The sequence below is a fragment of the Cryobacterium sp. 10S3 genome (assembly GCF_034344045.1).
GTDB lineage: Bacteria > Actinomycetota > Actinomycetes > Actinomycetales > Microbacteriaceae > Cryobacterium > Cryobacterium glucosi.
In genome coordinates, this window is record NZ_CP133773.1 from 1,835,801 (window position 1) to 1,860,856 (window position 25,056).

Sequence of the window (25,056 nt, forward strand, 5' to 3'; positions counted from 1 at the left end):
CCCAAAAAAAGGGGCCCCACCGAAGTGGGACCCCTTTTCACGAACCGGGAAGACTACGCCTGGTTGAGGACGGCCTGCAGCTCGATCGTGATGGTGACCTTTTCACCGAGGAGGAAGCCGCCGGTCTCAAGCGCTGCGTTGTAGTTGAGGCCGAAGTCGGCGCGGGTGATCTCGGTCTTGGCCGTTGCACCGGCCTTGTAGTTGCCGTACGGGTCGGTGCCGAAGCCGCCGAACTCGAAGTCGAAGGTGACGGGCTTGGTGACGCCCTTGATCGTGAGGTTGCCGTCGACGAGGAACTCGCCCTTGACTTCACGGACACCGGTGGAGACGAAGTCGATCGTCGGGTAGGTCTCGGCCTCGAAGAAGTCGCCGGTGCGGAGGTGGCCGTCGCGGTTGGCTTCGTTGGTGTTGATCGAAGCGACGTCTGCCGAGGCGGTGACGACGGAGTCGAGGGGGTTCTCGCCGGTGACGAAGGTCGCTGCGAAGGTGTCGAACGTGCCCTTGACCTTGCTGATCATGATGTGGCGGATGCTGAAGCCGACCTCGGAGTGGGTCGGGTCGATGGTCCAGGTTCCGGCCTTGTAGCCCGGGATGGTCGTCGCGGTGGTTTCGGTCATGATGCTCCTCAAGTCTGCGTGACGGATGGATCGCCGCCCTCGGATACATGCAAGCGCATAGAGAGCGGGTTTATTCCGGATCGGGGAGAAACTCCCGAAATACTTTTGCCGGACTACACTCGGCCATCACAGGGGAGGCCGGTCATGCTGCAGCTTCGGGACATCGCGGGCGAAGCCGTCATGCTGCTCGCGGGCGGTCGCTCCATCCTGCTCCAGCTCGCGGATCCGGCGATCGGGCACGGGGTCGCCCACCACAGCGATTTCGAGAACCGGCCGCTCGACCGGCTGGCCGGCACCCTGAGCTACGCATACGCCGTGACCTGCGGCACTCCCGATCAGGCCAGGGCTGCGGTCCGGCGGGTGAACCGGGCCCACGTTCCCGTCGTCGGCGCGGCAGCCGGCGGGGCGCCAGCGTACAACGCCTTCACGCCCGAGCTGCAGCTCTGGGTGGCCGCGACGCTCTACGACTCGGCCGTCGGCATGTACGAACGGGTGTTCGGAGCGTTCGACGAAGGCACCGCCGAGTCCCTGTACCGGGAATACGCGGTGCTCGGCACGGCCCTGCAGGTGCCCGAAGCGCTGTGGCCGCGCGATCGGGCGGCCTTCGCGACCTACTGGCAGGAGAGGCTCGATGGGCTCCGGACGGATGACACCACCCGGGAGGTCGCCAGACGGCTCCTGTACCCCCGCAGCGGGCCGCTGCTGTTGCGCCTGGCCATGCCCCTCGCCCGCCTGGTCACCGTCGGACTGCTGCCACCCTCCGTGCGCGACCTGTTCGACCTGAGCTGGTCTCCTCGTCGGCAACGCCGCTTCGACCGGATGCTGCGCCTCACGATCCGCGTCTACCCGCTGCTCCCGAGGCGCGTGCGGCACTGGCCGCGCGACCACTACCTCGGCTCCCCCGCTCCGTCAGCCGCACGGATTCGTGTTCGCTGATCCGTTTCGCTGATCCGTGGAACGCCGCGTTTGCCGGGGCGATACACTCTCGCCATGGACAGCACGACGGACACCGTTCGCCCCACGACGACGCAGCATGAAGAGCTGGGCCGTGCAGCGCGGATGCGGCTGCCGCGATCGTCGCTCGCCGCCTGGGAGGCCCCGGCGAATCGCTCCGATCCGGTGGACCTGCTCCTGGGCCAGGCGAGCACGAGAGACCCGTCCCTGATCCCGCTGCGGCATGCCCGGATGGGCGTGTCACCGTTCACGTTCTTCCGTGGAACGGCGCTCGTGATGGCGCGGGACCTCGCCGCGCTTCCGGACACGGGGCTCGGCACCCAGCTCTGCGGTGACGCGCACCTGTCCAATTTCGGCCTGTTCGCGAGCGAGGACCGCCGCGTCGTCTTCGACGTCAACGATTTCGACGAGACCTGGCGCGGACCCTTCGAGTGGGACGTGAAGCGCCTGGCGACCTCGTTCGTCCTCGCCGCTGCCGACGCCGGCCTGCCTGCCGAGATCGGCAGGGCTGCTGCCCTCGAGGCCGCGCACAGCTATCGCAGCACGATCGCGGACTATTCGAGCATGCCCATCATGCGCGTCTGGTACGACCGGATGGAATCGAGCCACGTCGAAGCCATCATCTCCGCGTCGACGGGCAAGACCGGTCGCCGCGCGGTCAGGGACAGCGTCGCCAAGGCGGAGACCCGCGACACCTGGTCCGTCGTGCGCAAGCTCACCCGGGTGGTGGACGGGCACCGGCGGTTCCTCGACCAGCCGCCGCTGCTGACCAGGATCCCGCTCGCCGGCTCGACGGCCGAAATCGTCGAGGCGACCTTCGCCGCCTATCGCGCATCGCTCAACGAAAGCCGCAGGCGCCTGCTCGACCGGTTCCACATCATCGACTTCGCCCACAAGGTCGTCGGGGTCGGCAGCGTTGGCCTGTACTCCTGGGTCGTCCTGCTCGAAGGGATCGGACCGGAAGACGTGCTCGTGCTCCAGCTCAAGGAGGCACAGCGATCGGTGATCGACCGGAGTGACACGGCGACGGGGTCGCACGCGGGGCCCGCCCATGCCGGCCAGCGCGTCGTCGAGGGCCAGCGCCTGATGCAGGCCTCGGGAGACGTGTTCCTCGGTTGGGCGACGACCCCGCTCGGCGGGCAGTACTACGGGCGTCAGCTGCGCGACATGAAGTGGTCGCCCGATCCTGCGACGTTCACCGCGGCAGGGCTGCTCGCCTATGCCCGGCTGACCGGCACGACACTCGCGCGCGCCCACGCCCGCTCCGGAGACCCGGTGCCGATCGCCGCCTACCTGGGCCTGGGCGGCAAGGCCGACAGGGCGTTCGCCGACTTCGCGGTCGCATACGCGGAGCAGGCCACGGCGGACTACGCCGGTTTCGTCGCCGCGACCAGGTCAGGGCGCCTCGTCAGCGCTTAGTGGAAACCGTCGCCTAGAAGAAACCGTCCGGCGTGCCCGCCGCCTTGGTGACCTCATCGGTGCCGATGTGGGCTGCGGTGAGCTTGGCCATCGCCACGCGGAGTCCCGATTCCATCTGGGCAGCCCAGACCTCGGTCTCCCGGCTCGACGCGTCCGCGACGTCGGCCCGCTTGATCGCGATCTCCTTCTCGGCGCGCTCGTTCTTGACCTGCTGGATGCTCAGGGTGATTCCGTAGTACGCCGCGACCATCGACGCGATCGGAGTCGCGAAGACGGCGAGGGCGTTGATGCTCTCGCTCGAGACGCCGACGAGGATCATCACGACGAACGCCAGTCCGAGCATCCCGATGGCGGCGAGCACGACGAGCGCAGTGCGCGACGCGCCGCTCCCGCTGGCCGAAACGGCGGATGCCGGCCGAGGCTGCTTCTCCGGCGGGGCCGAGATCGCCCGGGACCCGGTCTCCGTTCCAACGACCGGGGTCACGGCCGTGTTGTCACCCGTGTTGTACGGGGTGGTGCGGTTGAAGTTCTCTGTCGGAAAATCAGTCATGGTGGTACTCCGTCATCCCTGTGGTTTCGGCACGTATGTGGTTTCGGCACGTGTGTGTGGGTCTGAAGCTGCGGGCATCCGCCCGATCCGGTTCACGTGGTCCGGCCGGCCCGGCCGGACGCGTCCGGCGGGCTCGGCACGTCGTCCGCTGCGTCGAGGAAGACCCGTTTATACGAGCGGCCGTCCGGCAGCTCGATGGTCTGGCTGGCCAGTTTACCCCGGCTCACCCGGAGATAGACGGCCTGGACGGTGATACCGAGCCTCGTCGCCGCCTCCGCGACCGAGTATCCGGGCAGTTCGGTCGGCACGGAACTCGGACGGGCCGATCGCTTCCGGCCTGCCTCGAGACGGGCGGCGATCTCGGAATCCGAACCGCTCCACCGCCACCTGGCCGCCGGTGGTTTCAGCCCGGCCGCCGCCGCGATGGCCTCCCAGCCGGTACCGGCGGCGAGGGCGTCCCGCACCGCGGCGAGGGTCGCCGGGTCGGCGTCGAGGGCGAGCAGCAGCCGGCGGATGCCGCGTACGCGGTCGAGCGGGTCCGCTGCGGAATCGAGGGCCGCGAGTGCGGCAAGGGCCGTTCCGGTCTCCGCGGACAGGAAGCCGCGCTGACCGCTCACGAGGCCGCCTGGGCGAGGACGAGCACGGAGTGCGGTGCCAGCACGACGGACCCGTCGTCCGCGCGGGAGAGCAGCGCGGGCCCGTCCGTCCCGAAGTCGAGCAGCACGGCGCCGGTCCCGGCAGGCATGCGCCGGGCATCCGCTGCGAGGTTCACCAGGATCTCCGCGGAACCACGGACCAGGCGCAGCCAGGACCCTTCGGCGTCGTACTCGACACCGACCCGGTCAAGGCGCGGTTCCGTGAAGGACGGCACCTCGCGGCGCAGTTCTGCGAGCCGTCGGTAGAGGCCGAGCAGCCGTGCGGGTCCTGGACGCTCGGATTCGTCCCAGTCGAGCCGGGACCTCGTGAACGTCGCCGGATCCTGCGGGTCGGGCACGAGTGTGGGATCCCAGCCCATCCGCGCGAATTCGCTGATCCGCCCGGTCGCGGTCGCCGCGCCGAGTTCCGGCTCCGGGTGCGAGGTGAAGAACTGCCACGGCGTGGTCGCACCCCATTCCTCCCCCATGAAGAGCATCGGGGTGAAGGGGCCGAGAAGGGTCAGGGTCGCGGCGATGGCGAGCTGGCCTGCGTCGAGCGTGCCGGTCAGGCGATCGCCGGTGGCACGGTTTCCGATCTGGTCATGGTTCTGGCTGCCGACGACGAGACGCCAGGCCGGCATCCGTTGCCTGTCGATCGGACGGCCGTGCCTGCGGCCGCGGAAGCTCGAGAACGTTCCGTCGTGGAAGTAGCCGTCGGTGAGGACCTTGGCGAGGGCACTGAGCGGGGCGAAGTCGGCGTAGTAGCCGGTGGTCTCCCCGGTCAGTGCGACGTGCACGGCATGGTGGAAGTCGTCGCTCCACTGTGCGTCGAGGCCGTAGCCTCCGGCCTCCGCCGGGGTGATCAGGCGTGGATCGTTGAGGTCGGACTCGGCGATCAGGGTCAGCGGGCGACCGGCGAAGGCACTGAGCGCGGCGACCTCCCCGGCCATTTCCTCGAGCAGGTGGGTTGCCCGATCGTCGCGGAGGGCGTGCACGGCGTCGAGGCGCAGCCCGTCGACGTGATATTCGTCGAGCCACATCAGGGCGTTGTCGATGATGTGCCGCCTGACCGGATCGGAGTCCGGTCCGTCGAGGTTCAGCGAGGAACCCCAGGTGTTCCCGGCCGCCTCGCTGAGGTACGGCCCGAATTCCGGAAGGTAGTTCCCACTCGGCCCGAGATGGTTGTAGACGACGTCCTGGATCACTCCGATGCCGGCCTGGTGGCAGGCGTCGACGAAGCGCTGGTAGGCGGCGGGTCCCCCGTAGCCCTCGTGGACGGCGTACCAGAGCACGCCGTCGTAGCCCCAGTTGTGGGTTCCGTTGAAGGCGTTGACCGGCAGGAGCTCGACGAAGTCGATCCCGAGTGAGACCAGGTGGCCGAGGCGTGCTGCCGCGGCGTCGAGGGTGCCCTCCGGGGTGAAGGTACCGAGATGCAGCTCATAGATCGTGGCGCCCGCGAGCTGGCGGCCGGTCCACCGCGAGTCCTGCCAGGCGTGCGCGCCGGGGTCGAAGGTGCGGGACAGGGCATGCACGCCGTCGGGCTGGCGGCGGGAACGCGGGTCGGGGAACGGCCCCGCGCCGTCGATCACGAATCCGTAGTCGCGAGGCTCTGCCCGGCCGTCGGACATCCGCAGGCGCCACCAGCCGCCCTCCGCCCTGGCCAGGGACCGGGTGACCGGTTCCCCGGCAGAGCCGGGGGCGGTGTCGCGCAGGAACAGATCGACCGCCTGGGCGTGCGGCGCCCAGACCTCGACATCCCAGGCCTCGTTGGTGGGCTCTGCTCTGCTCATCTGCCGGCCTCCCCCGTGACGATCGGTGATTCGATCCCCTGGCCCGTGCCCTGATCCGGCACGAGGAGGGCGACCGGGTAGCGGCGCAGCAGGTCGCGCACGAGGAGGGTGCCGCCGGCGAACCGTTCGCCGGTGAGGACGTCGATCACCGGGATGCCGGCGAGCACGATCGTGGTGTCCCGCCAGCCTCCCTGTGCTGCGAGGCCGAGCGGAAGCCGGGTGGCGACCGTGACGGCGTCGCCGCGGTCGAAGGCGAGCAGGTGTGCCGCGGCGGCGCCGTATGCCGGAACGGCCGCGTGGCGGAAGAACCGTTCGGGGGCGTCGCGGCGCTGGCGCAGCGCGCGGCTCGTGACGAGCAGCTTCGCGGCGCCGGTCTCGTCGATGGGCGGCAGCCATCCGTCGTCGATACGGGCGAGGATGCCGCGGCGGACGGTGTAGTCGACGGGGCGCCGGTTGTCCGGGTCGACGAGGGAGGTCTCCCAGAGTTCGCTGCCCTGGTAGACGTCCGGTGCTCCCGGCATGGTGAGCTGCACGAGCTTGGCCGAGAGGGAGTTGCTCCAGCCCGCCTGCCGCACCCGTTCCACGAAGTCCGTGAGGGCGGCCGTGACGGCGGGGTCGTCGAAGGCCGCGGCTACCAGGGTCTCGAGCTTCTCCTCGAAGGCGGCGTCCGGGGCGTTCCAGGTCGTCGACGTTCCGGATTCGCGGGCGGCCTTGAGCGCGTATGCGCCCAGGCGTTCGCGGCTGGCCGGCCAGGACCCGACGACCGCCTGCCAGAGCAGGTTCTCGAGCGGGCCGTCGCCGAGCGGCACATTCGTGCGAAGCGTGTCCAGGGTCGCCTCCCACTCCGCGGGGATCTCGGCGATGACGGTGATGCGGGCGCGGACGTCCTCTCCCCGTTTCGTGTCGTGGGTGGAGAGCGTCGTCATCGAGTCAGGGAAGGTCGCCGCCCTGGCCTGCTGGCGCGCGTGGAAGGTATCCGCATCGATGGAGAATTCCGAGGGGTCTGCTCCGACCTCGTTGAGCGAGGTGAGCCGGCTGTAGCGGTAGTACGCGGTGTCCTCGACGCCTTTGGCCATCACCATGCCGGAGGTCTGCTGGAACCGGACGGCAGCGGGGGTCCGCGGGTCGGCCAGCACGGCCAGGAGCCGGCCGATCGTTCCGGCGAGGTCCGGCCTGCGGTCGGACGCGCGCCGTGCGGCCTCGTCGACCAGCTCGAAGCCGAGCGGGAGGTAGGAGCGGTACACCGGCATGGCGGTGAGCAGCTCTGCGAGGGCGTCGACCGCCTCCGGCCCGGGGATCCCGGGGATGAGGCGTGCGATCCTGCGCACCTCTGAGCCCAGGATGCCGTCGGCGATGCCTCGTTTCCGCTCGGAGACGAGCTCGGCCCAGGTCTGCGGGCGGCCGTTCTCCCCCGGTTCCGGGGATTCGTCCTGCAGGCGTTTCTCGAGCGCGTCGAGGGCCGGCCGTCCCGCCGGGTCGACGAGGATCCGGTCGACGTCGGCGAGGGCGTCGTAGCCCGTCGTGCCCCTGGTGGACCAGCTCGTCGGCAGGGTCTCGTCGCCCTCGAGGATCTTCTCGACGAGCACGTACGTTCCGTCGGTCGCCAGGCGCAGCCGGTCGAGGTAACCGCCCGGGTCGGCGAGGCCGTCGGGGTGGTCGACCCTGATGCCCTGAACGAGGCCGTCCCGCACCCAGCGAACGATCTCGCGATGCGACTCGTCGAAGACCCAGGGAACCTCGACGCGGATGCCCGCAAGGCTGTTCACGGCGAAGAAGCGCCGGTAGTTGAGGTCCCGGTCGGCACGGCGCCAGTTGACCAGCGTGTAGTGCTGCCTCGAGTGCACGGTCCGGGGATCGGCGCCGTCGTCGGCCGTGCCGGGGAGGATCGGGAACCGGTGGTCGTAGTAGTGCAGCTCGTCGCCGACGATCTCGAGCCGGTCGAGTTCGCTGCCCTCTCCCGCGTCGCCGAGGGCCGGAAGCAGGATCTTTCCATCGCCCGCCGCCCAGTCGACGTCGAACGCCTCCGAATAACGGGAGTCCTGCCCGAATCGGAGCAGGTCCCACCACCAGGCGTTGCGGTGCGGGTCGTCGACGCCCATGTGATTGGGCACGATGTCCACGAGGATGCCGCGCCCGGCATCCGCCACCGCTGCAGCGAGCAGGCGGAGCCCCTCAGGCCCGCCCCTGGCGGGGTCGATGGCCGCGTGGTCGACGACGTCGTAACCGTGGTCGGAGCCGTCGGCGGAGGTGAGGAGCGGCGAGAGGTAGATCCAGTCCGCGCCGAGGCCGACGACGTAGTCGAGGACCCTCTCAGCGGCGGCGAGGTCGAAGGCCGCGGTGATCTGCAACCGGTAGGTCGAGTGCGGGATCCTCATGGTTCGACCGGGTGGTCCGGGTTGAGCGCGAGCGCCGTCGGCGTTCCGGCGAGGCCGGCGAGGGAGGCTGCCACGGAATGGTCAGGCGCGACCTCGGGCGCCTGGTAGGCACGCAGCACGACGACGGACCGGGACTTGACCGTCTGGATCGCGCCGGCCGGGCGCGGGATCGCGTCGGCGCCTTCGCCGGCCGTGTCGACCACGATCTCCCACTGCGGGGCGTAGATCGCAGGGGGCAGCCGGAATTCGACGTCCTCGGCGTCCGTGTTGAAGCACACGAGGAAGTTGACGTCGACGACGGGCTGGCCGCGATAGTCACGTTCCCGGATGCCGTCGCCGTTGAGGTACATGGCGACCGTGCCCGCCCTGCCCTCGTCCCAGTCCTCCGTGCGCATCTCCTCGCCGTCGCTGTTCAGCCAGACGATGTCGCTCAGGGTGTCGCCGTCGGCGGCGCGGACGTTGGGATGTCCGTCGAAGAAGCGGCTGCGGCGGAAGGTGGGGTGGTCCTTGCGCAGCCGGGAGATCGCGGCGGTGAATTCGATGAGCGGCTGGTCTGCCGTGTCCCAGTGGATCCAGCTGAGCTCGGAGTCCTGGGCGTAGGTGTTGTTGTTGCCCTGCTGGGTGCGGCCGAGCTCGTCGCCGTGCAGGAGCATCGGCACGCCCTGGGACAGAAGGAGGGTGGTCAGGAAGTTGCGGTGCTGCCTGGCGCGCAGGGCGAGGACTTCCGCGTCGTCCGTCGGGCCCTCCGCACCGGAATTCCAGGACCGGTTGTGCGACTCACCGTCGTTGTTGCCCTCGCCGTTGGCGTCGTTGTGCTTCTCGTTGTAGGAGACGAGGTCGGAGAGGGTGAAGCCGTCGTGCGCCGTGACGAAGTTGATCGAGGCCACCGGACGCCGCCCGGAGTGCTCGTAGAGATCCGCGGAGCCCGTGATCCGCGAGGCGAACTCTCCGAGGGTCGACGGCTCACCCCGCCAGAAGTCGCGGACGGTGTCCCGGTACTTCCCGTTCCATTCCGTCCACTGGGCCGGGAAGTTGCCGACCTGGTAACCGCCGGGGCCGACGTCCCACGGCTCGGCGATGAGCTTCACCTGGGAAACGATCGGATCCTGCTGGACGAGTTCGAAGAAGGTGGAGAGCTTGTCGACGTCGTAGAGGTCCCTGGCCAGGGCGGAGGCCAGGTCGAACCGGAAGCCGTCGACGTGCATCTCGATCGCCCAGTACCGCAGGGAATCCATGATGAGCTGGAGGACATGGGGGTGGCGCACGTTGAGCGTGTTTCCCGTGCCCGTGTAGTCCATGTAGTACCGCTTGTCGTCGTCCATCAGACGGTAGTACGCCTCGTTGTCGATGCCCTTGAACGAGATGGTCGGGCCGAGGTGGTTGCCCTCTGCGGTGTGGTTGTACACGACGTCGAGGATGACCTCGATGCCGGCATCGTGCAGGCTGCGCACCATTCCCTTGAACTCCTGCACCTGCTGGCCGCGATCCCCCGTTGAGGAGTACGCGTTGTGCGGGGCGAAGAAGCCGATCGTGTTGTAGCCCCAGTAGTTGCGGAGCCCCTTCTCCTCGAGCGTCCCGTCGTTGACGAACTGATGCACCGGCATCAGTTCGATGGCCGTGACTCCGAGTTTCTGCAGGTGGTCGATGACCGCGGGATGCGCGACCCCCGCGTATGTGCCGCGCTGCGACTCAGGGACGAGCTCCATGAGCTCGGTCAGGCCCTTCACGTGCGCCTCGTAGATGAACGATTCGCTGTAGGGCGTGCGCGGCGGGCGGTCGCCGAGCCAGTCGAAGAACGGGTTCACCACGACACCGAGCATCATGTGCGACGCAGAGTCGTCGTCGTTCCGGGAATCCGGGTCGCCGAAGTTGTAGGAGAAGAGCGACGGATCCCAGTCGATCGTCCCGGAGGTGGCCTTGGCGTACGGGTCGAGCAGGAGCTTGTTCTCGTTCAGGCGGTGTCCCGTTGCTGGGTTGTAGTCGCCGTGCACCCGGTAGCCGTACCGCTGCCCCGGCTGCACGAGCGGCAGGTAACAGTGCCAGATGAACGCACTCGACTCGATGACCTCCACCCGGGTCTCGGTGCCGTCATCGTCGAAGAGACACAGTTCGACGCGTTCCGCCGCCTCGCTGAAGATGGCGAAGTTCGTTCCGGTTCCGTCGAACGTCGCTCCGAGGGGGTACGCGGTGCCTGGCCAGGTTTCCAAGGGACTCCTTATGCTGATTTCCGGTGGATGCGCTCACCCGAGCGGGCAGGCGGCACCCCTTGTACGCTACCGCGTCACGAACCTCCCCAGCTGGGAGATCAACCCAGCGCGTCCCGCACCAGCGGAGCCACCCGGGTGCCGTACAGCTCGATGCTCGACATGAGCTTCTCGTGGCTGAGGGTGCCGAGGCTGTACTTCAGGTCGAAACGCGACAGGCCGAGGCCCTGCGCCGTCGCGACGATCTTGGCCGCCACGGTCTCCGGCGAGCCCACGAACAGGGCGCCCTCCGGTCCGGCATCGTGTTCGAACTGGGCGCGGCTCACGGGACCCCAACCCCGCTCCCGCCCGATGCGCTCCTGCATCGCGGCATAGTGCGGCCACATCTCCTCGCGCGCCTGCGCATCCGTTTCGGCGACGTACCCCGGGGAGTGTTCACCGATCGGCTGGGTCGGACGCTTGAATTCGCCGAGGGCGCGGTGGTAGAGCTCGACGAGGGGTGCGAAGGCGAGGGGTGAGCCGCCGATGATCGCGAGCATGAGCGGGAGCCCGTAGTGGGCGGCGCGGACAACGGACTGCGGGCTGCCGCCGACGCCGACCCAGGTGCGCATGGACCCGGACTCCGTCGGCGGGTACACGCTCTGGTCGGTGAGCCCCGCGCGGGTCGTTCCCGTCCAGGTCACCGGTTCTTCCTTGAGGAGTTCGGCGAAGAGGTTGAGTTTCTCTTCGAAGAGCCGTTCGTAGTCACCGAGGTCGAGACCGAAGAGCGGGAAGGATTCGGTGAAGGAGCCGCGGCCGAGGATGACCTCCGCGCGGCCGTTCGATACGCCGTCCAGGGTCGCGAAGCGCTCGAACACCCGGACCGGGTCGTCGGAACTCAGCACCGTCACGGCAGATCCGAGCCGGATGCGTTCGGTCCGCCCTGCGATCGCCGCGAGCACGACCTCGGGCGCCGAGACCGCGAAGTCCGTGCGGTGGTGCTCCCCGATGCCGAAGAAGTCGAGGCCGACCTGCTCGGCGAGGACCCCTTCAGCCACGACGTTGCGGAGCACCTGCGCCTGGTGCAGGGGCGCGCCGTCGGCATCCCAGGTCACGTCTCCGAAGGTGTCGAGTCCGAGTTCAAGCTCCTGTGCCATGCCATGCTCCTCTGTTGCCGGTCGTGGTGTTGCCGGGTCTGGTCCTGCCGCGCATCCCTGCACATGTCTATGCAAATGCATCCACTACCCGAACCTCCGGCACCACGCTGGTATTCCGCCCGGATCGCATTATCGTGTCAGCATCCGTCGTTCATCGCCACGTCGCGTCGCACGCCCCCCACGAATGGAGAAAGCATGGACTGGAAGATCGAGCTCATCTTCGTTCCCGTGACCGACGTCGACCGGGCGAAATCCTTCTACGTCGATCAGGTCGGCTTCCATGCCGACTTCGATTCCCAGGTCAGCGACACGCTTCGTTTCGTGCAGCTGACCCCGCCCGGTTCCGCGTGCTCGATCGCATTCGGCACCGGGATCACCGATATGGCACCGGGCTCCCAGCGTGGGGTGCAGGTCGTCGTGCCGGACGCGGACGAGGCCTGGCGGCATTTGCGCGACCACGGTGTCGACGCCACGCCCGTCGATGAGCAGCCCTGGGGTCGCTTCGTGACCTTCGCCGATCCGGACGGAAACGCCTGGACGCTCCAGGAGCTCCCTCCGCGCGACTCATGACCGGGCCCTCCCGCGCCCGGTCGGGGCACGGGTCGGGTCAGACCTCGGCGTCGACGTAGTACCAGCGCTGGGCGACGCGGGTGAAGCGGCTCACCTCGTGTTGGGCGCTCCGCACACCACCCTGGCGGCAGTACGCGGTGAATTCGACCACACCGGTCGAGTCGAATGGTCCGCCCTTTTCGGTGCGTTCGATATCGAGACGTGTCCAGTGGAGGGTGTCGTCGAGTTCGAAGTGCGCGGGTCGGGTGCTCGGATGCCACGAGTCGAGCAGGTAGTCCACGTCGCCGACGGCGAAGGCGGAGTAGCGCGATCGCATCAGGCGCTCAGCCGTCGGTGCGGAACTGACCCCGGCGTGCAGCGGGCCGCAGCACGCCGAATAGCGCTCGCCGCTCAGGCACGGGCAGTGTTCCGGGCGTTGCGCGTGCGGATCGGCGCGGGGGTCACGGGGGTTCGGCACAGCACCATTATCGCCGCCGCCGGAAGACCGGGGCGAATTCCGGGCAACGGGATCAGGGGCGAGGAGATCAGTACTGGACGTCCGACTCCGGTTGGGCGCGCACCTCGGTGGCGTCGTCACCCTCCGCAACGCCGACCAGCCCGGCAGCCTCGCCGGATTCTCCGGTCTCGGCCCCGGCCAACAGGTAGGACACGAACCAGTCGCACGCGAGGTTCGCCGCGGTGGCGAGGGCTCCGGGTTCCTCGAAGAGGTGGGTCGCACCCTCGACGACCGCGAGCCGGTTGCGACAGCGCATCCGGGTCCTGGCCCGGCGATTGAGGTCGAGCACGCCCGGGTCTGCGCCGCCGACGATCAGGAGCGTCGGGGCCGTGACCTCGGGGAGCCGGTCCCCCGCGAGGTCGGGACGGCCGCCGCGGCTGACGATGGCCGCGAGCCGTTCGTCGGCGTCGGCAGCGGCCCAGAGCGCGGCGCCGGCACCTGTGCTCGCACCGAAGTAGCCGATCCGGCAGGACCGGGTGTCCGGCCGGCCGAGGAGCCACTCGGTCGCCGCGGCCAGGCGCCCGGCGAGGAGCCCGACGTCGAAAACGTTGGCCCGGTCTGATTCTTCCCCCGGCGTGAGCAGGTCGAGGAGCAGGGTGCCGAGGCCGGCGCGGTGCAGGACGTCGGCGACGAACTGGTTGCGCGGGCTGTGGCGGCTGCTCCCGCTGCCATGGGCGAACACGACGACCGCGGGGGCGTTCTCGGGAAGGTACAGGTGCCCCTCGAGGACGACCGTGCCGACCGGGATCTCCACGTCACGGTCGAGCCCGGATCCGCCGGCATGGCGTCCGGAACGGATCCGCCTGGCGGCGGCGTCCAGCAGCGCGGTCACTTCGTCGTCGGTTGTGGCCGCGAAGTCGATGTAATGGTTGCCGACGGCCACCAGGCGGCGCGGCACGTTCACGCAGACCAGTTCGTCGAAGCTCGTGAGGTCGAGCAGCGCTTCCGCCGAAGCCACTGGGACGGCCAGGATCACCCGCGTTGCGCCGTGCAGCCGGGCGACGTCCCCGGCGGCGCGCGCCGTCGCACCCGTCGCGATCCCGTCGTCGACGATGACGACGGTGTGACCGCGCACGTCGACCCGTTCCCTGCCCTTGCGCAGCTCCGCGACGCGGGCGTCGAGAATGGCCCGTTCGTGGCGTTCGACCGTCGCGAGCTCGTCCGCGCTGATGCTGGCCATCGAGAGGATGTCCGGGTTGAGTTCCCTGACGCCGTCCTCGCCGATCGCTCCCATCGCGAGTTCCGGCTGGAAGGGAACGCCGAGTTTTCGGACCACGATCACGTCGAGCGGCGCGGCGAGAACCCTCGCGACCTCCGCAGCGACGGGCACCCCTCCCCTGGGCAGGCCGAGCACGATCGTGTCGGTACCCCGCAGGTACTCGAGCCGCTCGGCAAGCTGCCGGCCGGCATCCACCCGGTCACTGAACAGGACCATCGCCCCCACCTCCTCTGGACTGCAGAATCGTTCACCATCATGGTCCGGTGCGGCGAATCGCAATAGGGCGTGTTCGAGACGGGCACGGCCGAAAGCCGATTCATTCCGCGGTCGGAATGAATGCCGGAGGGGTGGCGGATCGCCGAAAGGCGCACCGGCGACCGGGTGGACGAGCGATTCAGACCGCCACGAGCGAGCGAAGTCCGGGGTGGAGGTCGCGCAGGGCGCGCTCGACGCGGGCGTGCAGGGTGAACCCGACGGCGGGACATCCGCTGCAGGAGCCGGTCAGGCGCACCGTGACGACCTCGTCGTGTGCAGAGACGAGCTCGACGACGCCGCCGTGGGAGCGGATGAAGTCGCCGACGCGCCCGGACAGCACGGTGCGGGCCGCCACGGCGAGGTCGGCGTCGCGCGTGCCGGGAGTCCCCGCAACGGCAGGAACCCACTCCGCGGGATTCTCGAGGGCGGCGTGCAGCGCGCTCCGCACCGCCGCGCCCTCCGAGGACCAGCTGCAGGTCGCGGAAAGGCACGTCGTGACGGAGCCGGCACCGACCGTGAGCCCGGTGAGCACGCCGGTGTCGAGCAGGCGACCGAGGTCGCCCGGTGCCGATCGGACGGCACCGGTGAATCCGAGCGAACCGGGCGGCATCACCCAGCGGAGCGCCTCTGGGCGGTCGTGCACGGCTTCCGGGTGCAGCGGGATCATCTCAGGCCGTCCCGGTCGCGAGTGCGACGATACCGTGGACGATCCACGCCGAGCTCCAGGCCAGCACGAACATGTACCCGAACGCGATGGCCGGCCACTTCCAGGTGCCGGTTTCCCGCTTCATCACGCTCACCGTGGACATGCACTGCAGCGCATACACGAAGAAGACCAGAAGCGCGGCGATCGTCGGGGCCGTGAAGACCCGGTCGCCGGCATGGGCGCCGTCGGTGTACGTCATGGCGGAGAGGGCAGCGGACGGGTTGTCCGGGTCGTCGGCTGCGGCGATCTGGCCGAGCGTTGCCACGAAGGTCTCCCGCGCGGAGAGGGAGGCGACGACGCCGATGTTGACGCGCCAGTCGAAGCCGAGCGGCGCGAAGACCGGTTCGACGGCACGGCCGATCGAGGCCGCCGCACTGTGGTCCATCACGAAGGACGTCACCGCGCCCTCATCCGTGACGTCGACACCGGATGCCGTCAGTTCTGCGGTCGAGTGCAACGGGAAGTTCAGGAGGAGCCACAGCACGATCGTCGTGAGCATGACGATCGTTCCGCACTTGCGCAGGAAGGCGCGGGACGAATCCCACATCGTGAGGCAGATGGACCGCAGCGTCGGGACGCGATACGGCGGCATCTCCATGTAGAACGGCATCAGGAGGCCGTTCCGGTCCTGCACGGTCTTCACGATCCAGGCCGCGAGCATGGCAGACACCGCCCCGAGAAAGTAGAGGCAGAACATGATGACGCCCTGGGTCTGCAGCGGGCCGATGCGGGACTCCGGGCTGACGAGCATCCCGATCAGGAGGATGTAGACCGGCAGCCGTGCCGAGCAGGTCATCAGGGGCGCGCCCATCATCGTCGCGATGCGGTCCTTGGCCGACGGCAGCGTGCGGGTCGCCATGATCCCGGGGACCGCGCACGCGAAGGAACTCATCAGCGCGACGAACGCCCGGCCCTCGAGCCCCGCCCGCGACATGATGCGGTCCATCAGGAACGCGGCCCGGCACATGTAGCCGACGCCCTCGAGCAGGGAGATCAGCAGGAACATCAGCATGATCTGCGGGATGAAGACGACGACGGCGCCCACCCCTCCGATGATCGCGTCACCGAGCAGGCCCGCGAGCCAGGGCACCGGCACGAAGACATCGACCAGTCCGGCGAGCCAGCCGAAGAACGTCTCGACGAGTCCCTGCAGGGGTGCTGCGAAGGAGAAGATGATCTGGAAGAAGGTGACCATGACCGCGATGAAGATCGCGGTGCCCCACACCGGGTGCAGCAGCACCGCGTCGATCCGCTGGGTGGTCTTGTCGGGCTGCGCCGGGCGGTACTCGCTCGCCAAAAGGATGGATTCGGTCCAGGCCTCGAGCTCGGCCGGGTCTGTCGGTGGATCGAGCACGGGCACCGACCAGTTCCGCCAGCCGGCGATCTTCGTGCGGAGTTCGGGGATGCCGATGCGCCGGTTGCCGATCACCCGGACCACCGGCACGCCGAGGGCCCGTTCGAGCCCGGCGATGTCGAGGCGCCCGCCGCGGGTGATGAGTTCGTCGGTGAGGGTCACGGCGATGCACACCGGCCGGTGCAGGCGCAGGACCTGCGACACGAGCCGCAGTGACCGCCAGAGCGTCGTCGCGTCGATCACGACGACCAGGGCGTCGGGCGATTCGACCCCGGTGAGCCGGCCCTGGAGCAGGTCGGTGACGATCTGCTCGTCCGGACTCACCGGCTCGAGGCCATAGGTGCCTGGCAGGTCCTCGACGACGAAATCCTGGCCGCCCGAGCGGAAGACGCCGACGGACCGGCCGACGGTGACGCCGGGATAGTTGCCGGTCTTCGCCCGGAGTCCTGTGAGGGCGTTGAAGATGCTCGTCTTGCCGGCGTTCGGGCTGCCGACGAGCGCCGTGCGCGGGGCGCCGGTGACGACAGTGCCGCCGGTCGGTCCGCCGTGGCAGTCCGGCCCGCTCGATGCGTCCGTCACAGAGTCGTTGTCACGCGGATGCCGCGGGCCTGCGCGAGTCGGAGGCAGATGTCGTAGCCGCGGACCCGGTACACGGCAGGGTCTCCGAGCGGCGCCCGGCGGAGGAGCTCGATCCTGGCGCCGGCGACGAAGCCGAGGTCACCGAGGCGACCGGCGTACGGGGCCGTACCGTGGTCTCCCACATCGATGATGCGGGCAGGCACTCCGATCGGCAGCGCCTCCAGGCCGCAGGGGTTCGACAGCGGAGGTGTGGTGGCCGCAGGCGATCCGTCTACCCGGCTGGACACTCTCACTTCACGTTCTCCTCGGCGTCGTCGGGTCTCCCCGCCGACTGCGGAGGGCTCACCCTCAGCCTAGCTGAAGTTAGGGCAGGCTTACCTACTCCCGCTCCCGGCCGGGTGGGTTCGCCCGCTCGCTCGCTGCGCCTATGCCGGATACTGGGTTCGGAAAGCGGGAGCGAAAATGACAGGAATAACGCCAGGGCGGTACCGGCACTACAAGGGCAATCTGTACGACGTGATCGGCGTCGCCCGGCACTCGGAGACCGAGGAGGAGCTCGTCGTCTACACGGCGCTTTACGGCGATCGTGGCCTGTGGGTGCGTCCCCTGGTGATGTTCCGGGAGTCCGTCAACATCGACGGACAGGCGGTTCCCCGGTTCGCCCCGATCGACACCGACGCCGCAGCGCACTCCGTGCTGGATATCCGGGACTGAATATTCCGAGCTGACATCGTGCTGGAAGCAGCTCTGACACAGGAAAAGCCCCGACCGAAGTCGGGGCTTTTCCTGTCTTGGTGGATCCGAGGGGATTCGAACCCCTGACCCCCTGCATGCCATGCAGGTGCGCTACCAGCTGCGCCACGGACCCAGATTGTGTTTCAGGTTTTCCCCCGAAACAACTTCTCTAGGCTACTACATGCGGAAGCCTGTTGTGACCACTGTCAGTCCTGGACCTTGTGGACGGGCAGTTCGATCGGGATGACGGGGCAGTCCTTCCAGAGTCGCTCGAGGGAATAGTACACGCGCTCCTCCTCGTGGAAGACGTGCACGACGAGGTCGCCGAAGTCGACGAGAACCCAGCGACCCTCAGCGCGGCCTTCGCGGCGCAGCGGCTTGTGACCGGCTGCGGTGAGCTGGTCTTCGATCTCGCCGGCGATGGCGACGACGTTGCGCTCGGAGCGGCCGGTGACGATGAGGAAGATGTCGGTCAGTGGGAGAGGGCTGGAAACGTCGATCGCGACGAGGTCCTCCCCCGCTTTCGAGTCTGCGGCGGCGGCGGCCAGCTTGAGGAGCTCGAGAGCGTGGGCAGAAGCGGTCATCGAATGAATCCCTGTGTTAGTGAAAGCGAGTGAAATGGCATTAAAAGATGTGGAGGAAGTAGCCGACCGCGAACAGGGCCAGCACGCCGACGGCGAGCACGCCGACGGTGACGGTGAGAACGGTGGGAAGCGTGAGTCCGCGCTGTTTCGGCGGGGCCATGACGCCTCGGGTCGACGCGTGGGTGCTGACGGCGCGACTGGCGCTCACCGGGACGATCCCGTTGCGGTGGCCGCCCTCGTCGAGCTGGTCGAGCATGCGGTCCATCTCGGAGGAGTCGTAGACGTTGGGGTGCACCCCGGTTTCGCCGAGGCTGCGTGGCAGGTCGATCGAGCCCGTGATCATGATTTCACCGGTACTCGTCAGCGGACCAGAGGAGTTGCCCTGGTGCGGGATCGAGGGAAGGATCAGCGCGTTCGTCGTGGTCGGGATGCCGCCGGCGCTCACGCCCTGGTTCACCAGCTGGTCGAACGGGGCGAGCGTCTCGAACCCGGGCAGCAGGTCGTTCTCTTCGCCGCGGTCGAGCGACCAGTGCCCGACAGGAGGGTGCAGGGAGCCGGGACGGGTCTCGCCGAGGGGGCTCGGCGCGACGTCGACCATGAAGGCGATGGGTTCCGGCTCGACCGGGCGACCCTGCGGGCGGACATTGTCCTGCTCCTCGGCGGGGGAAGCTGGCGTAGTGAGGGGTCGGGATGCGGTGAGCGTCGCGACGGCCGCGAGCAGGGAATCCTCGGCCGGAGGCGCTTCGGCGGCTTGCAAGGCGCGGAGTTCGCGCCGGGTCAGGGTGTGCTCGCGGACCGGAACGTCCGCGGCAGTCCCGGCGCTGGTTTCACCGGGAGTCTCGACGGCGTCGGTCGTTGCGCCGGATTCCGGCGCCGCCGGGGTTGCAGCTTCGGCTTCAGCTTCGGCTTCAGCTTCGGCTTCAGCTTCGGCTTCGGGAACGAGCTCAGCGAGGATGACGGGTCCGGATTCGGCCGCGGGTCCACCGGTCGACGGCAGGACCAGAAGAGACTCGGGCTCGACAGTGGGGGCATCCGCTGACGGGGCCGCCGGGGTGACCGGTTGCGCGGGCTGCGTGTGGTGCGGGGAATGTTTCTGCGCAGCGGAGGGCGCGTAGGGCTGATGCCCGTTTGCCAACTCGCGCGCTTGACGACGCGTCAGTGGCGGTGGGTTGATACCCAACGTCATGCCACACTCCGATACAGATGATGCTTTGAGATGTACTGGACGACCCCGTCGGGAACCAGATACCAGACCGGGAAACCCCGGTTCACGCGTGCACGGCAGTCGGTGGACGATATCGACAATGCCGGAACTTCCAGCAAGCTTACGTCCTGGTTCGGCAATCCCGAAATGGTGAGCTCATGTCCCGGTCGACTCACAGCGACGAAATGGGCGAGGTCCCAGAGTTCCTGCACGTCTTTCCAGCTCAGGATCTGGCGGATGGCGTCGGCACCGGTGATGAAGAACAGTTCGGCATCAGGGCGCTGGGCGTGCAGGTCGCGCAGGGTGTCGATCGTGTACGTCGGGCCGACCCTGTCGATGTCGACGCGGCTCACGGTGAAACGGGGGTTCGACGCCGTCGCGATCACGGTCATCAGGTAGCGGTGTTCGGTTTCGGTCACGTCGCTCTTCTGCCACGGCTGCCCGGTCGGCACGAAGACGACCTCGTCGAGGTGGAAGCTCTGCGCCACCTCACTCGCGGCGACGAGGTGGCCGTGGTGGATGGGATCGAAGGTGCCGCCCATGACGCCGATGCGGGGGCGGCGCTCAGTCACGGAGACGGTGTCCCTAGTGCTCGTCGACGCGGCCGTGCGCTGCGGCGTATGCGCGCGCCTTTTCGGCGTGGCGGTTGGCGACATCGCGGTAGGACCAGACGACCCCGCCGAGGGCGCCGAAGGTGACCAGGGCAATCAGGCCGTAGACGAACGTCGGCATATACACTCCTTTTCTGCGGGACGGCACGCGTGACGTGCAGTACCGCACCATTCTAGTGGGGCCGTTCGGACTAGGCCCGCACCTGTCCGCTGCCGCGCACGATCCACTTCGTGCTCGTGAGTTCCTGGAGTCCCATCGGGCCTCGGGCGTGCAGTTTCTGGGTGGAGATGCCCACCTCGGCACCGAAGCCGAATTCGCCGCCATCGGTGAACCGGGTCGATGCGTTGACCATGACGGCCGCGGAATCCACTTCGTTCAGGAACCGTTCGGAGTTGACGATGTCGTTCGTGATGATCGACTCGGTGTGGCCCGTCGAATACCGGCGGATGTGCGCGAGCGCCCCATCGAGGCCGGGAACGACCGCGACCGCGAGGTCGAGGCTCATGTATTCCGTCTCCCAGTCGAATTCGGTCGCGGGGACGGCGTCCGGGAAGAGCGCCTGGACGCGGGCGTCGCCGTGGATGGTGACCCCGGAGGCGGCGAGACGACCGAGGACGGCAGGCAGGAGACGGTCAGCGGCGCCCTCGTGGACGAGGAGGGTCTCGACGGCGTTGCAGACGCTCGGGCGCTGCACCTTCGAGTTGTGCACGATCTCGACGGCCCAATCCCGGTTGGCGCTCTCGTCGAGGAAGATGTGCACGACGCCGGCACCGGTCTCGATGACCGGGACCTTCGACTGGGTGACGACGGCATTGATCAGTCCGGCGCTTCCGCGCGGAATGAGCACGTCGACCTGGCCGCGGGCCTGCATGAGTTCGGTCGCGCCCTCGCGCCCGAAGGGATCGATGGTCTGCACCACGTCCCCCGGCAGGCCGACGGAGTCGATGGCCGACTGGAGGAGGGCGACCAGGACCCGGTTGGTGTTCTCGGCGGCGGATCCGCCGCGGAGGACGACGGCGTTGCCGCTCTTGAGCGCGAGCGCCGCGATATCGACGGACACGTTGGGCCGCGCCTCGTAGATGACGCCGACGACGCCGAAGGGCACCCGCACCTGGCTGATCTTCACACCGTTGGGCAGGCTGCTGCCGCGGACGACCTCGCCGACGGGGTCGGTCAGGAGTGCAATCTGGAGCACGGCGTCCGCGAGGCCGGCCACGCGGGCCTCATCGAGGGTGAGCCGGTCGAGGAGACCGGTACTGAGTCCGTTTGCGGCGCCGGCGGCGAGGTCGTCACGGTTCGCCGCGAGGATGTCTGCCGTGTTCCTGCGCAGGGAGTCCGCGATCGCGGTGAGCGCCCTGTTCTTCTGCGAGGTCGGAGTGGACGCGAGGACGATCGAGGCCCTGCGCGCCGCATCGAGGGTCAGGGTGAGCCGGAGGGAGTCGACGGGTGACTGCAGCATGCCGGTAGTTTACGGCACGTTTCCCACCCCCGCGGGGCCAGGACCGGACAGGTTACAGCCGGGGAGTCGGTTCGAACCAGGTGCCGACGTAGTCGCCGCGCAGGGCCTGGGCGACGAGCCCTGTCGAGGTGACCAGCACGGCCGTTCCTGCTTCCGCTGCAATCCGGGCCGCTGACACCTTCGTACCGGCCCCCCCGGTGCCGACACCGGAGGAGCTCGCGCCGAATTCCACGCCGGGAAGCCGGTCGCCTGCCGCGATGTGCGGGATGCGTTCCGCCCCTGGGAGATGCGGCGGGCGGGTGTAGAGGGCGTCGACGTCGCTCAGCAGCACGAGGAGGTCGGCTCCGATCAGGGTCGCGACGAGGGCCGCGAGCCTGTCGTTGTCGCCGAAGCGGATCTCGTGGGTGGCGACGGTGTCGTTCTCGTTCACGATCGGGAGGATCCGCAGCCCGAGCAGCCGGTTCATCGCGCGGCGCGCATTGGACCGGTGTGACGGGTTCTCGAGGTCGCCGGCGGTGAGCAGCACCTGCCCGGCGATGATCGAGTAGCGACGGAGACTGTCCTGGTAGCGGAAGATCAGGAGGTTCTGGCCGACGGAGGCCGCGGCCTGCTGGGTTGCGAGGTCGGTGGGCCGTTCCTCGAGGTTGAGGTACGGCATCCCGGTCGCGATCGCACCGGAGGAGACCAGGACGATCTCGGCGCCGCGGGCGTGCGCCTCGGCGAGGGCGTCGACGAGCGGGGAGATCTGCGACACGTTCGCTCCGCTGATCGAGGATGACCCGACCTTCACGACGATGCGTGCCGCCGTCTTGATGTCGTCCCGCCCGAGGACGCTCACTCGGAGTCTTCCTGGCTGCTTTCCGAGCCTGCTGGGGCGCTCTCGCCGTTGTACTCGACCTCGCCAGAGGTCCACATTCCGGCGTCGCGCTCGCGGATGAGCTCGGCACGGGCGGCCGCCTTGGCGTCCATCCGGCCGAAGTACTCTTCCCGGCGCTCGCTGCTCGTGCGACGCTTCGAGTCGTCGAGGCGGGTGTCGGTGCCGCGGGGGGCCGTGATGAGCTCCGCCGTCGACGTGAGAGTGGGCTCCCAGTCGAAGACGACACCGTTGCCTGCGCCGATGATCACGGTCGAGCCGGCGACGGCTCCCGCCTTGAAGAGTTCGTTCTCGATGCCGAGCTTGGCCAGGCGGTCGGCGAGGAAGCCGACGGCCTCGTCGTTGGTGAAGTCGGTCTGCTGCACCCAGCGCTCGGGCTTGGTGCCGATGATGCGGTAGATGTTGCCGAACGAGCCGCCCTCGACCTTGACGACGAAACCGCTGTCGTCGACGGCCTTGGGACGGATGATGATGCGCGGCTTGGCCGCGAGTGCGGCGGCGGACTCGATGCGGCCTGCTTCGACGAGTTCGGCGAGGGCATAGTTCAGCTGGCGGAGGCCCTCGTGGCTGACGGTGGAGATCTCGAAGACGCGGTAGCCGCGGGCTTCGAGGTCTGCCTTGACGAAGTCCGCGAGTTCGCGGGCCTCTGGAACGTCGATCTTGTTGAGCGCGACCAGCTGGGGACGGTCGAGGAGGGGTTTCTGGCCTTCGGGAACCGGGTAGGCGCCGAGTTCTCCGAGGATCACGTCGAGGTCGCTGAGCGGGTCGCGGTCGGGGTCGAGGGTCGCGCAGTCGAGGATGTGCAGGAGAGCTGTGCAGCGTTCGACGTGGCGCAGGAATTCGAGGCCGAGGCCCTTGCCCTCGCTCGCGCCCTCGATCAGGCCGGGAACGTCTGCCACCGTGTAGCGCACCTCGCCGGCGTCGACGACGCCCAGGTTCGGGAACAGGGTCGTGAAGGGGTAGTCGGCGATCTTGGGCCTCGCGGCGGACATGGCCGCGATCAGGCTGGACTTGCCTGCGGAGGGATAGCCGACGAAGGCGACGTCCGCAACGGTCTTGAGCTCGAGCTGGACATCGCCTTCCCAGCCGTAGGTGCCGAGGAGTGCGAAACCGGGGGCCTTGCGCTTCGAGGAGGCGAGTGCGGCGTTGCCGAGCCCGCCCTGGCCGCCGGGGGCCACGACGATCCGGAAACCCGGTTCGGTCATGTCGGCGAGTTCGTTGCCGTCGACGTCCTTGACGACGGTGCCGAGGGGTACGGAGAGTTCCATGATCTCGCTGCTGAAACCGGCGCGGTGGTCGCCCATGCCGGGACCGCCGTTGACGGAGCTGCGGTGCGGGGACCGGTGGAAGCCGAGGAGCGTGGTCACCTGGGGATCGGCGACGAGCACGATGTCGCCGCCGTTTCCGCCGTTGCCGCCGTCGGGGCCGGCCAGGGGCTTGAACTTCTCCCGCTTGACGGACACACAGCCGTTGCCGCCGTTGCCCGCGCGCAGGTGCAGCGTGACCTGGTCAACGAATGTGGCCATGGGGGTGCCCCTTTCAGGTGGCGTAAAACAAGCAGAGGGCGAGCCGAAGCCCGCCCTCACGCTTACAGATTGTGGATGCCTACGCGGCAGCCACCACGATGTTGACGACCTTGCGGCCACCCTTCGCGCCGAACTCGACCGAGCCGGCCTCGAGGGCGAACAGCGTGTCGTCGCCACCGCGGCCGACGTTCACGCCGGGGTGGAAGTGGGTGCCGCGCTGGCGGACGATGATCTCGCCCGCTCCGACAACCTGACCACCGAAGCGCTTCACGCCGAGGCGCTGGGCGTTGGAGTCGCGACCGTTGCGAGTGGAACTCGCACCTTTTTTGTGTGCCATTTGTTCTGCTCCTCGGGCCTAGGCGATGCCGGTGACCTGAACGCGAGTGAGCTCCTGACGGTGCCCCTGACGCTTCTTGTAACCGGTCTTGTTCTTGAACTTCTGGATGACGATCTTCGGGCCGCGGAGGTCGTTGAGGACCTCGGCGGTCACGGTGACTTTGGCCAAAGACTTCGAGTCAGAGGTGATCTTGTCGCCATCGACGAGGAGCACTGCGGCCAGCTCGACGTTGCCGTCCTTGTCAGCCTTGATTCGGTCCATCGTTACGATGGTCCCGACCTCTACCTTCTCCTGCCGCCCACCGGCGCGCACAACTGCGTAAACCACGTTACGTACCTATCTCTGGGGAGCCGTGAGGCCCCGATTCCTATGATGGAAAGTTACTGCGTAAACGGCCCAAGTCGGCCCGTCTCTGTCAGAAAACCTTAGGTGTCAGCGCGGGCTCAGGCCCAACGCACACCAACAGTCGAGTTTAGCTGATCAACCTGCCCCGGTCAAACTGGGGCTGGGATCGACCGGGGATCGCCTGCTCCCCCGGCACAACGCTGCGGGGAACATACAATCTTGGTATGACCGTGTTGATAGATCAGCCTACATGGCCTGCGCACGATACGGTCTGGTCGCACCTCGTCAGCGACGTGTCGCTCGAAGAATTGCACGGTTTCGCCGCGGCGAACGGCATTCCCCTGCGGGGTTTCGACCTGGACCACTATGACGTGCCCGCGCACCGCTACGAGGCCCTCGTGGCGGCTGGGGCGCTTCCGGTGGGCAACAGGGAGCTCGTGCTGCGCTTGCGCGCGAGCGGGCTCCGCGTGTCCGGACGCGAACGCTCCGGACGCTGAACCCACCGCGGCCCGGCGGCGTGT

Annotated in this window: 26 protein-coding genes and 1 tRNA gene; 5 read left to right on the top strand and 22 right to left on the bottom strand. The window is 68.4% G+C overall.

Annotation, left to right across the window (positions count from 1 at the left end; all coding sequences use genetic code 11):
• Positions 1-53: 53 nt before the first annotated feature.
• Positions 54-617, bottom strand: a complete 564-nt coding sequence (locus tag RHM57_RS08535; RefSeq protein ID WP_134559820.1) for a YceI family protein — start codon at positions 615-617, stop codon at positions 54-56.
• A 144-nt stretch (positions 618-761) separates the two neighbouring features.
• Here RHM57_RS08535 and RHM57_RS08540 point away from each other — a divergent pair, with 144 nt between their 5' ends.
• Both RHM57_RS08540 and RHM57_RS08545 read left to right on the top strand, forming a co-directional pair.
• A complete protein-coding gene (locus RHM57_RS08540; RefSeq protein ID WP_174774629.1) occupies positions 762-1,553 on the top strand; it encodes an oxygenase MpaB family protein in 792 nt (263 codons plus the stop codon).
• A 54-nt stretch (positions 1,554-1,607) separates the two neighbouring features.
• Positions 1,608-2,990, top strand: a complete 1,383-nt coding sequence (locus RHM57_RS08545) for a DUF2252 domain-containing protein (protein WP_322189731.1) — start codon at positions 1,608-1,610, stop codon at positions 2,988-2,990.
• A gap of 13 nt (positions 2,991-3,003) precedes the next feature.
• Here the strand turns inward: RHM57_RS08545 and RHM57_RS08550 are convergent, their stop codons facing one another.
• The 6 genes from RHM57_RS08550 to RHM57_RS08575 all read right to left on the bottom strand — a co-directional run bounded on the left by RHM57_RS08550 (position 3,004) and on the right by RHM57_RS08575 (position 11,680).
• Positions 3,004-3,540: a hypothetical protein gene (locus RHM57_RS08550; RefSeq protein WP_134559814.1), complete on the bottom strand. Its 537-nt coding sequence runs from the start codon at positions 3,538-3,540 to the stop codon at positions 3,004-3,006.
• 92 nt (positions 3,541-3,632) lie between these two features.
• Positions 3,633-4,157 carry a hypothetical protein gene (locus RHM57_RS08555; RefSeq protein WP_322189732.1) on the bottom strand — a complete coding sequence of 175 codons (525 nt, stop codon included), beginning with the start codon at positions 4,155-4,157 and terminating at the stop codon, positions 3,633-3,635.
• Positions 4,154-5,965, bottom strand: coding sequence for a malto-oligosyltrehalose trehalohydrolase (gene treZ / locus RHM57_RS08560; RefSeq protein WP_322189733.1), 1,812 nt, complete (start codon positions 5,963-5,965; stop codon positions 4,154-4,156). The genes RHM57_RS08555 and treZ overlap by 4 nt, the downstream gene beginning before the upstream one ends.
• Positions 5,962-8,340 (bottom strand): malto-oligosyltrehalose synthase, encoded by a 2,379-nt coding sequence (gene treY, locus RHM57_RS08565; protein WP_322189734.1) that lies wholly within the window; start codon positions 8,338-8,340, stop codon positions 5,962-5,964. Before treY ends, treZ begins: the two co-directional genes overlap by 4 nt.
• The gene (gene glgX, locus RHM57_RS08570; protein ID WP_134447958.1) at positions 8,337-10,547 is read right to left on the bottom strand and encodes a glycogen debranching protein GlgX; all 2,211 of its coding nucleotides are present in this window, start codon (positions 10,545-10,547) and stop codon (positions 8,337-8,339) included. Before glgX ends, treY begins: the two co-directional genes overlap by 4 nt.
• Positions 10,548-10,645: 98 nt before the next feature.
• On the bottom strand, positions 10,646-11,680 hold the full coding sequence (locus RHM57_RS08575; RefSeq protein WP_134561183.1) for an LLM class flavin-dependent oxidoreductase: 1,035 nt from the start codon (positions 11,678-11,680) through the stop codon (positions 10,646-10,648).
• A gap of 195 nt (positions 11,681-11,875) precedes the next feature.
• Here RHM57_RS08575 and RHM57_RS08580 point away from each other — a divergent pair, with 195 nt between their 5' ends.
• On the top strand, positions 11,876-12,250 hold the full coding sequence (locus RHM57_RS08580) for a glyoxalase superfamily protein (protein WP_134447954.1): 375 nt from the start codon (positions 11,876-11,878) through the stop codon (positions 12,248-12,250).
• A 37-nt stretch (positions 12,251-12,287) separates the two neighbouring features.
• Here RHM57_RS08580 and RHM57_RS08585 read toward each other — a convergent pair whose 3' ends face one another.
• From RHM57_RS08585 to RHM57_RS08605, 5 genes are all read right to left on the bottom strand, one after another.
• Positions 12,288-12,707, bottom strand: coding sequence for a YchJ family protein (locus tag RHM57_RS08585; RefSeq protein ID WP_134447952.1), 420 nt, complete (start codon positions 12,705-12,707; stop codon positions 12,288-12,290).
• A gap of 67 nt (positions 12,708-12,774) precedes the next feature.
• Positions 12,775-14,181, bottom strand: a complete 1,407-nt coding sequence (locus RHM57_RS08590) for a phosphoribosyltransferase family protein (RefSeq protein ID WP_134447950.1) — start codon at positions 14,179-14,181, stop codon at positions 12,775-12,777.
• 178 nt (positions 14,182-14,359) lie between these two features.
• Complete coding sequence (locus RHM57_RS08595; protein WP_134559802.1) at positions 14,360-14,887, bottom strand: NifU family protein; 528 nt, start codon at positions 14,885-14,887, stop codon at positions 14,360-14,362.
• Position 14,888: 1 nt separating this feature from the next.
• On the bottom strand, positions 14,889-16,859 hold the full coding sequence (gene feoB / locus RHM57_RS08600) for a ferrous iron transporter B (protein WP_134559800.1): 1,971 nt from the start codon (positions 16,857-16,859) through the stop codon (positions 14,889-14,891).
• Entirely contained in the window at positions 16,856-17,152 is a 297-nt protein-coding gene (locus RHM57_RS08605; protein WP_241975426.1) for a FeoA family protein, read from the bottom strand. Before RHM57_RS08605 ends, feoB begins: the two co-directional genes overlap by 4 nt.
• Positions 17,153-17,321: 169 nt before the next feature.
• Here RHM57_RS08605 and RHM57_RS08610 point away from each other — a divergent pair, with 169 nt between their 5' ends.
• Positions 17,322-17,573, top strand: a complete 252-nt coding sequence (locus RHM57_RS08610) for a DUF1653 domain-containing protein (RefSeq protein ID WP_322189735.1) — start codon at positions 17,322-17,324, stop codon at positions 17,571-17,573.
• Between the two features lie 78 nt (positions 17,574-17,651).
• On the opposite strand, the gene RHM57_RS08615 is transcribed toward RHM57_RS08610, so the two are convergent.
• The 10 genes from RHM57_RS08615 to rplU all read right to left on the bottom strand — a co-directional run bounded on the left by RHM57_RS08615 (position 17,652) and on the right by rplU (position 24,517).
• Positions 17,652-17,727, bottom strand: a tRNA-Ala gene (locus RHM57_RS08615).
• 73 nt (positions 17,728-17,800) lie between these two features.
• The gene (rsfS, locus tag RHM57_RS08620; protein WP_134447942.1) at positions 17,801-18,178 is read right to left on the bottom strand and encodes a ribosome silencing factor; all 378 of its coding nucleotides are present in this window, start codon (positions 18,176-18,178) and stop codon (positions 17,801-17,803) included.
• A gap of 40 nt (positions 18,179-18,218) precedes the next feature.
• Entirely contained in the window at positions 18,219-19,313 is a 1,095-nt protein-coding gene (locus tag RHM57_RS08625) for a hypothetical protein (protein WP_322189736.1), read from the bottom strand.
• A gap of 47 nt (positions 19,314-19,360) precedes the next feature.
• Positions 19,361-19,954, bottom strand: coding sequence for a nicotinate-nucleotide adenylyltransferase (nadD, locus tag RHM57_RS08630; RefSeq protein ID WP_255454114.1), 594 nt, complete (start codon positions 19,952-19,954; stop codon positions 19,361-19,363).
• Positions 19,955-19,967: 13 nt separating this feature from the next.
• Positions 19,968-20,114 carry a hypothetical protein gene (locus RHM57_RS08635; protein WP_241975425.1) on the bottom strand — a complete coding sequence of 49 codons (147 nt, stop codon included), beginning with the start codon at positions 20,112-20,114 and terminating at the stop codon, positions 19,968-19,970.
• Between the two features lie 70 nt (positions 20,115-20,184).
• A complete protein-coding gene (locus RHM57_RS08640; protein WP_322189737.1) occupies positions 20,185-21,453 on the bottom strand; it encodes a glutamate-5-semialdehyde dehydrogenase in 1,269 nt (422 codons plus the stop codon).
• Positions 21,454-21,505: 52 nt separating this feature from the next.
• A complete protein-coding gene (proB, locus tag RHM57_RS08645; protein ID WP_134447932.1) occupies positions 21,506-22,291 on the bottom strand; it encodes a glutamate 5-kinase in 786 nt (261 codons plus the stop codon).
• On the bottom strand, positions 22,288-23,853 hold the full coding sequence (gene obgE, locus RHM57_RS08650; protein ID WP_134447930.1) for a GTPase ObgE: 1,566 nt from the start codon (positions 23,851-23,853) through the stop codon (positions 22,288-22,290). The genes proB and obgE overlap by 4 nt, the downstream gene beginning before the upstream one ends.
• Before the next feature lie 79 nt (positions 23,854-23,932).
• Positions 23,933-24,190, bottom strand: coding sequence for a 50S ribosomal protein L27 (gene rpmA / locus RHM57_RS08655; RefSeq protein ID WP_066595878.1), 258 nt, complete (start codon positions 24,188-24,190; stop codon positions 23,933-23,935).
• 18 nt (positions 24,191-24,208) lie between these two features.
• Positions 24,209-24,517 (bottom strand): 50S ribosomal protein L21, encoded by a 309-nt coding sequence (gene rplU, locus RHM57_RS08660; protein WP_134447928.1) that lies wholly within the window; start codon positions 24,515-24,517, stop codon positions 24,209-24,211.
• Positions 24,518-24,759: 242 nt separating this feature from the next.
• On the opposite strand from rplU, the gene RHM57_RS08665 reads away from it, so the two are divergent.
• Entirely contained in the window at positions 24,760-25,032 is a 273-nt protein-coding gene (locus RHM57_RS08665) for a DUF4031 domain-containing protein (protein ID WP_134447926.1), read from the top strand.
• Positions 25,033-25,056: the final 24 nt, after the last annotated feature.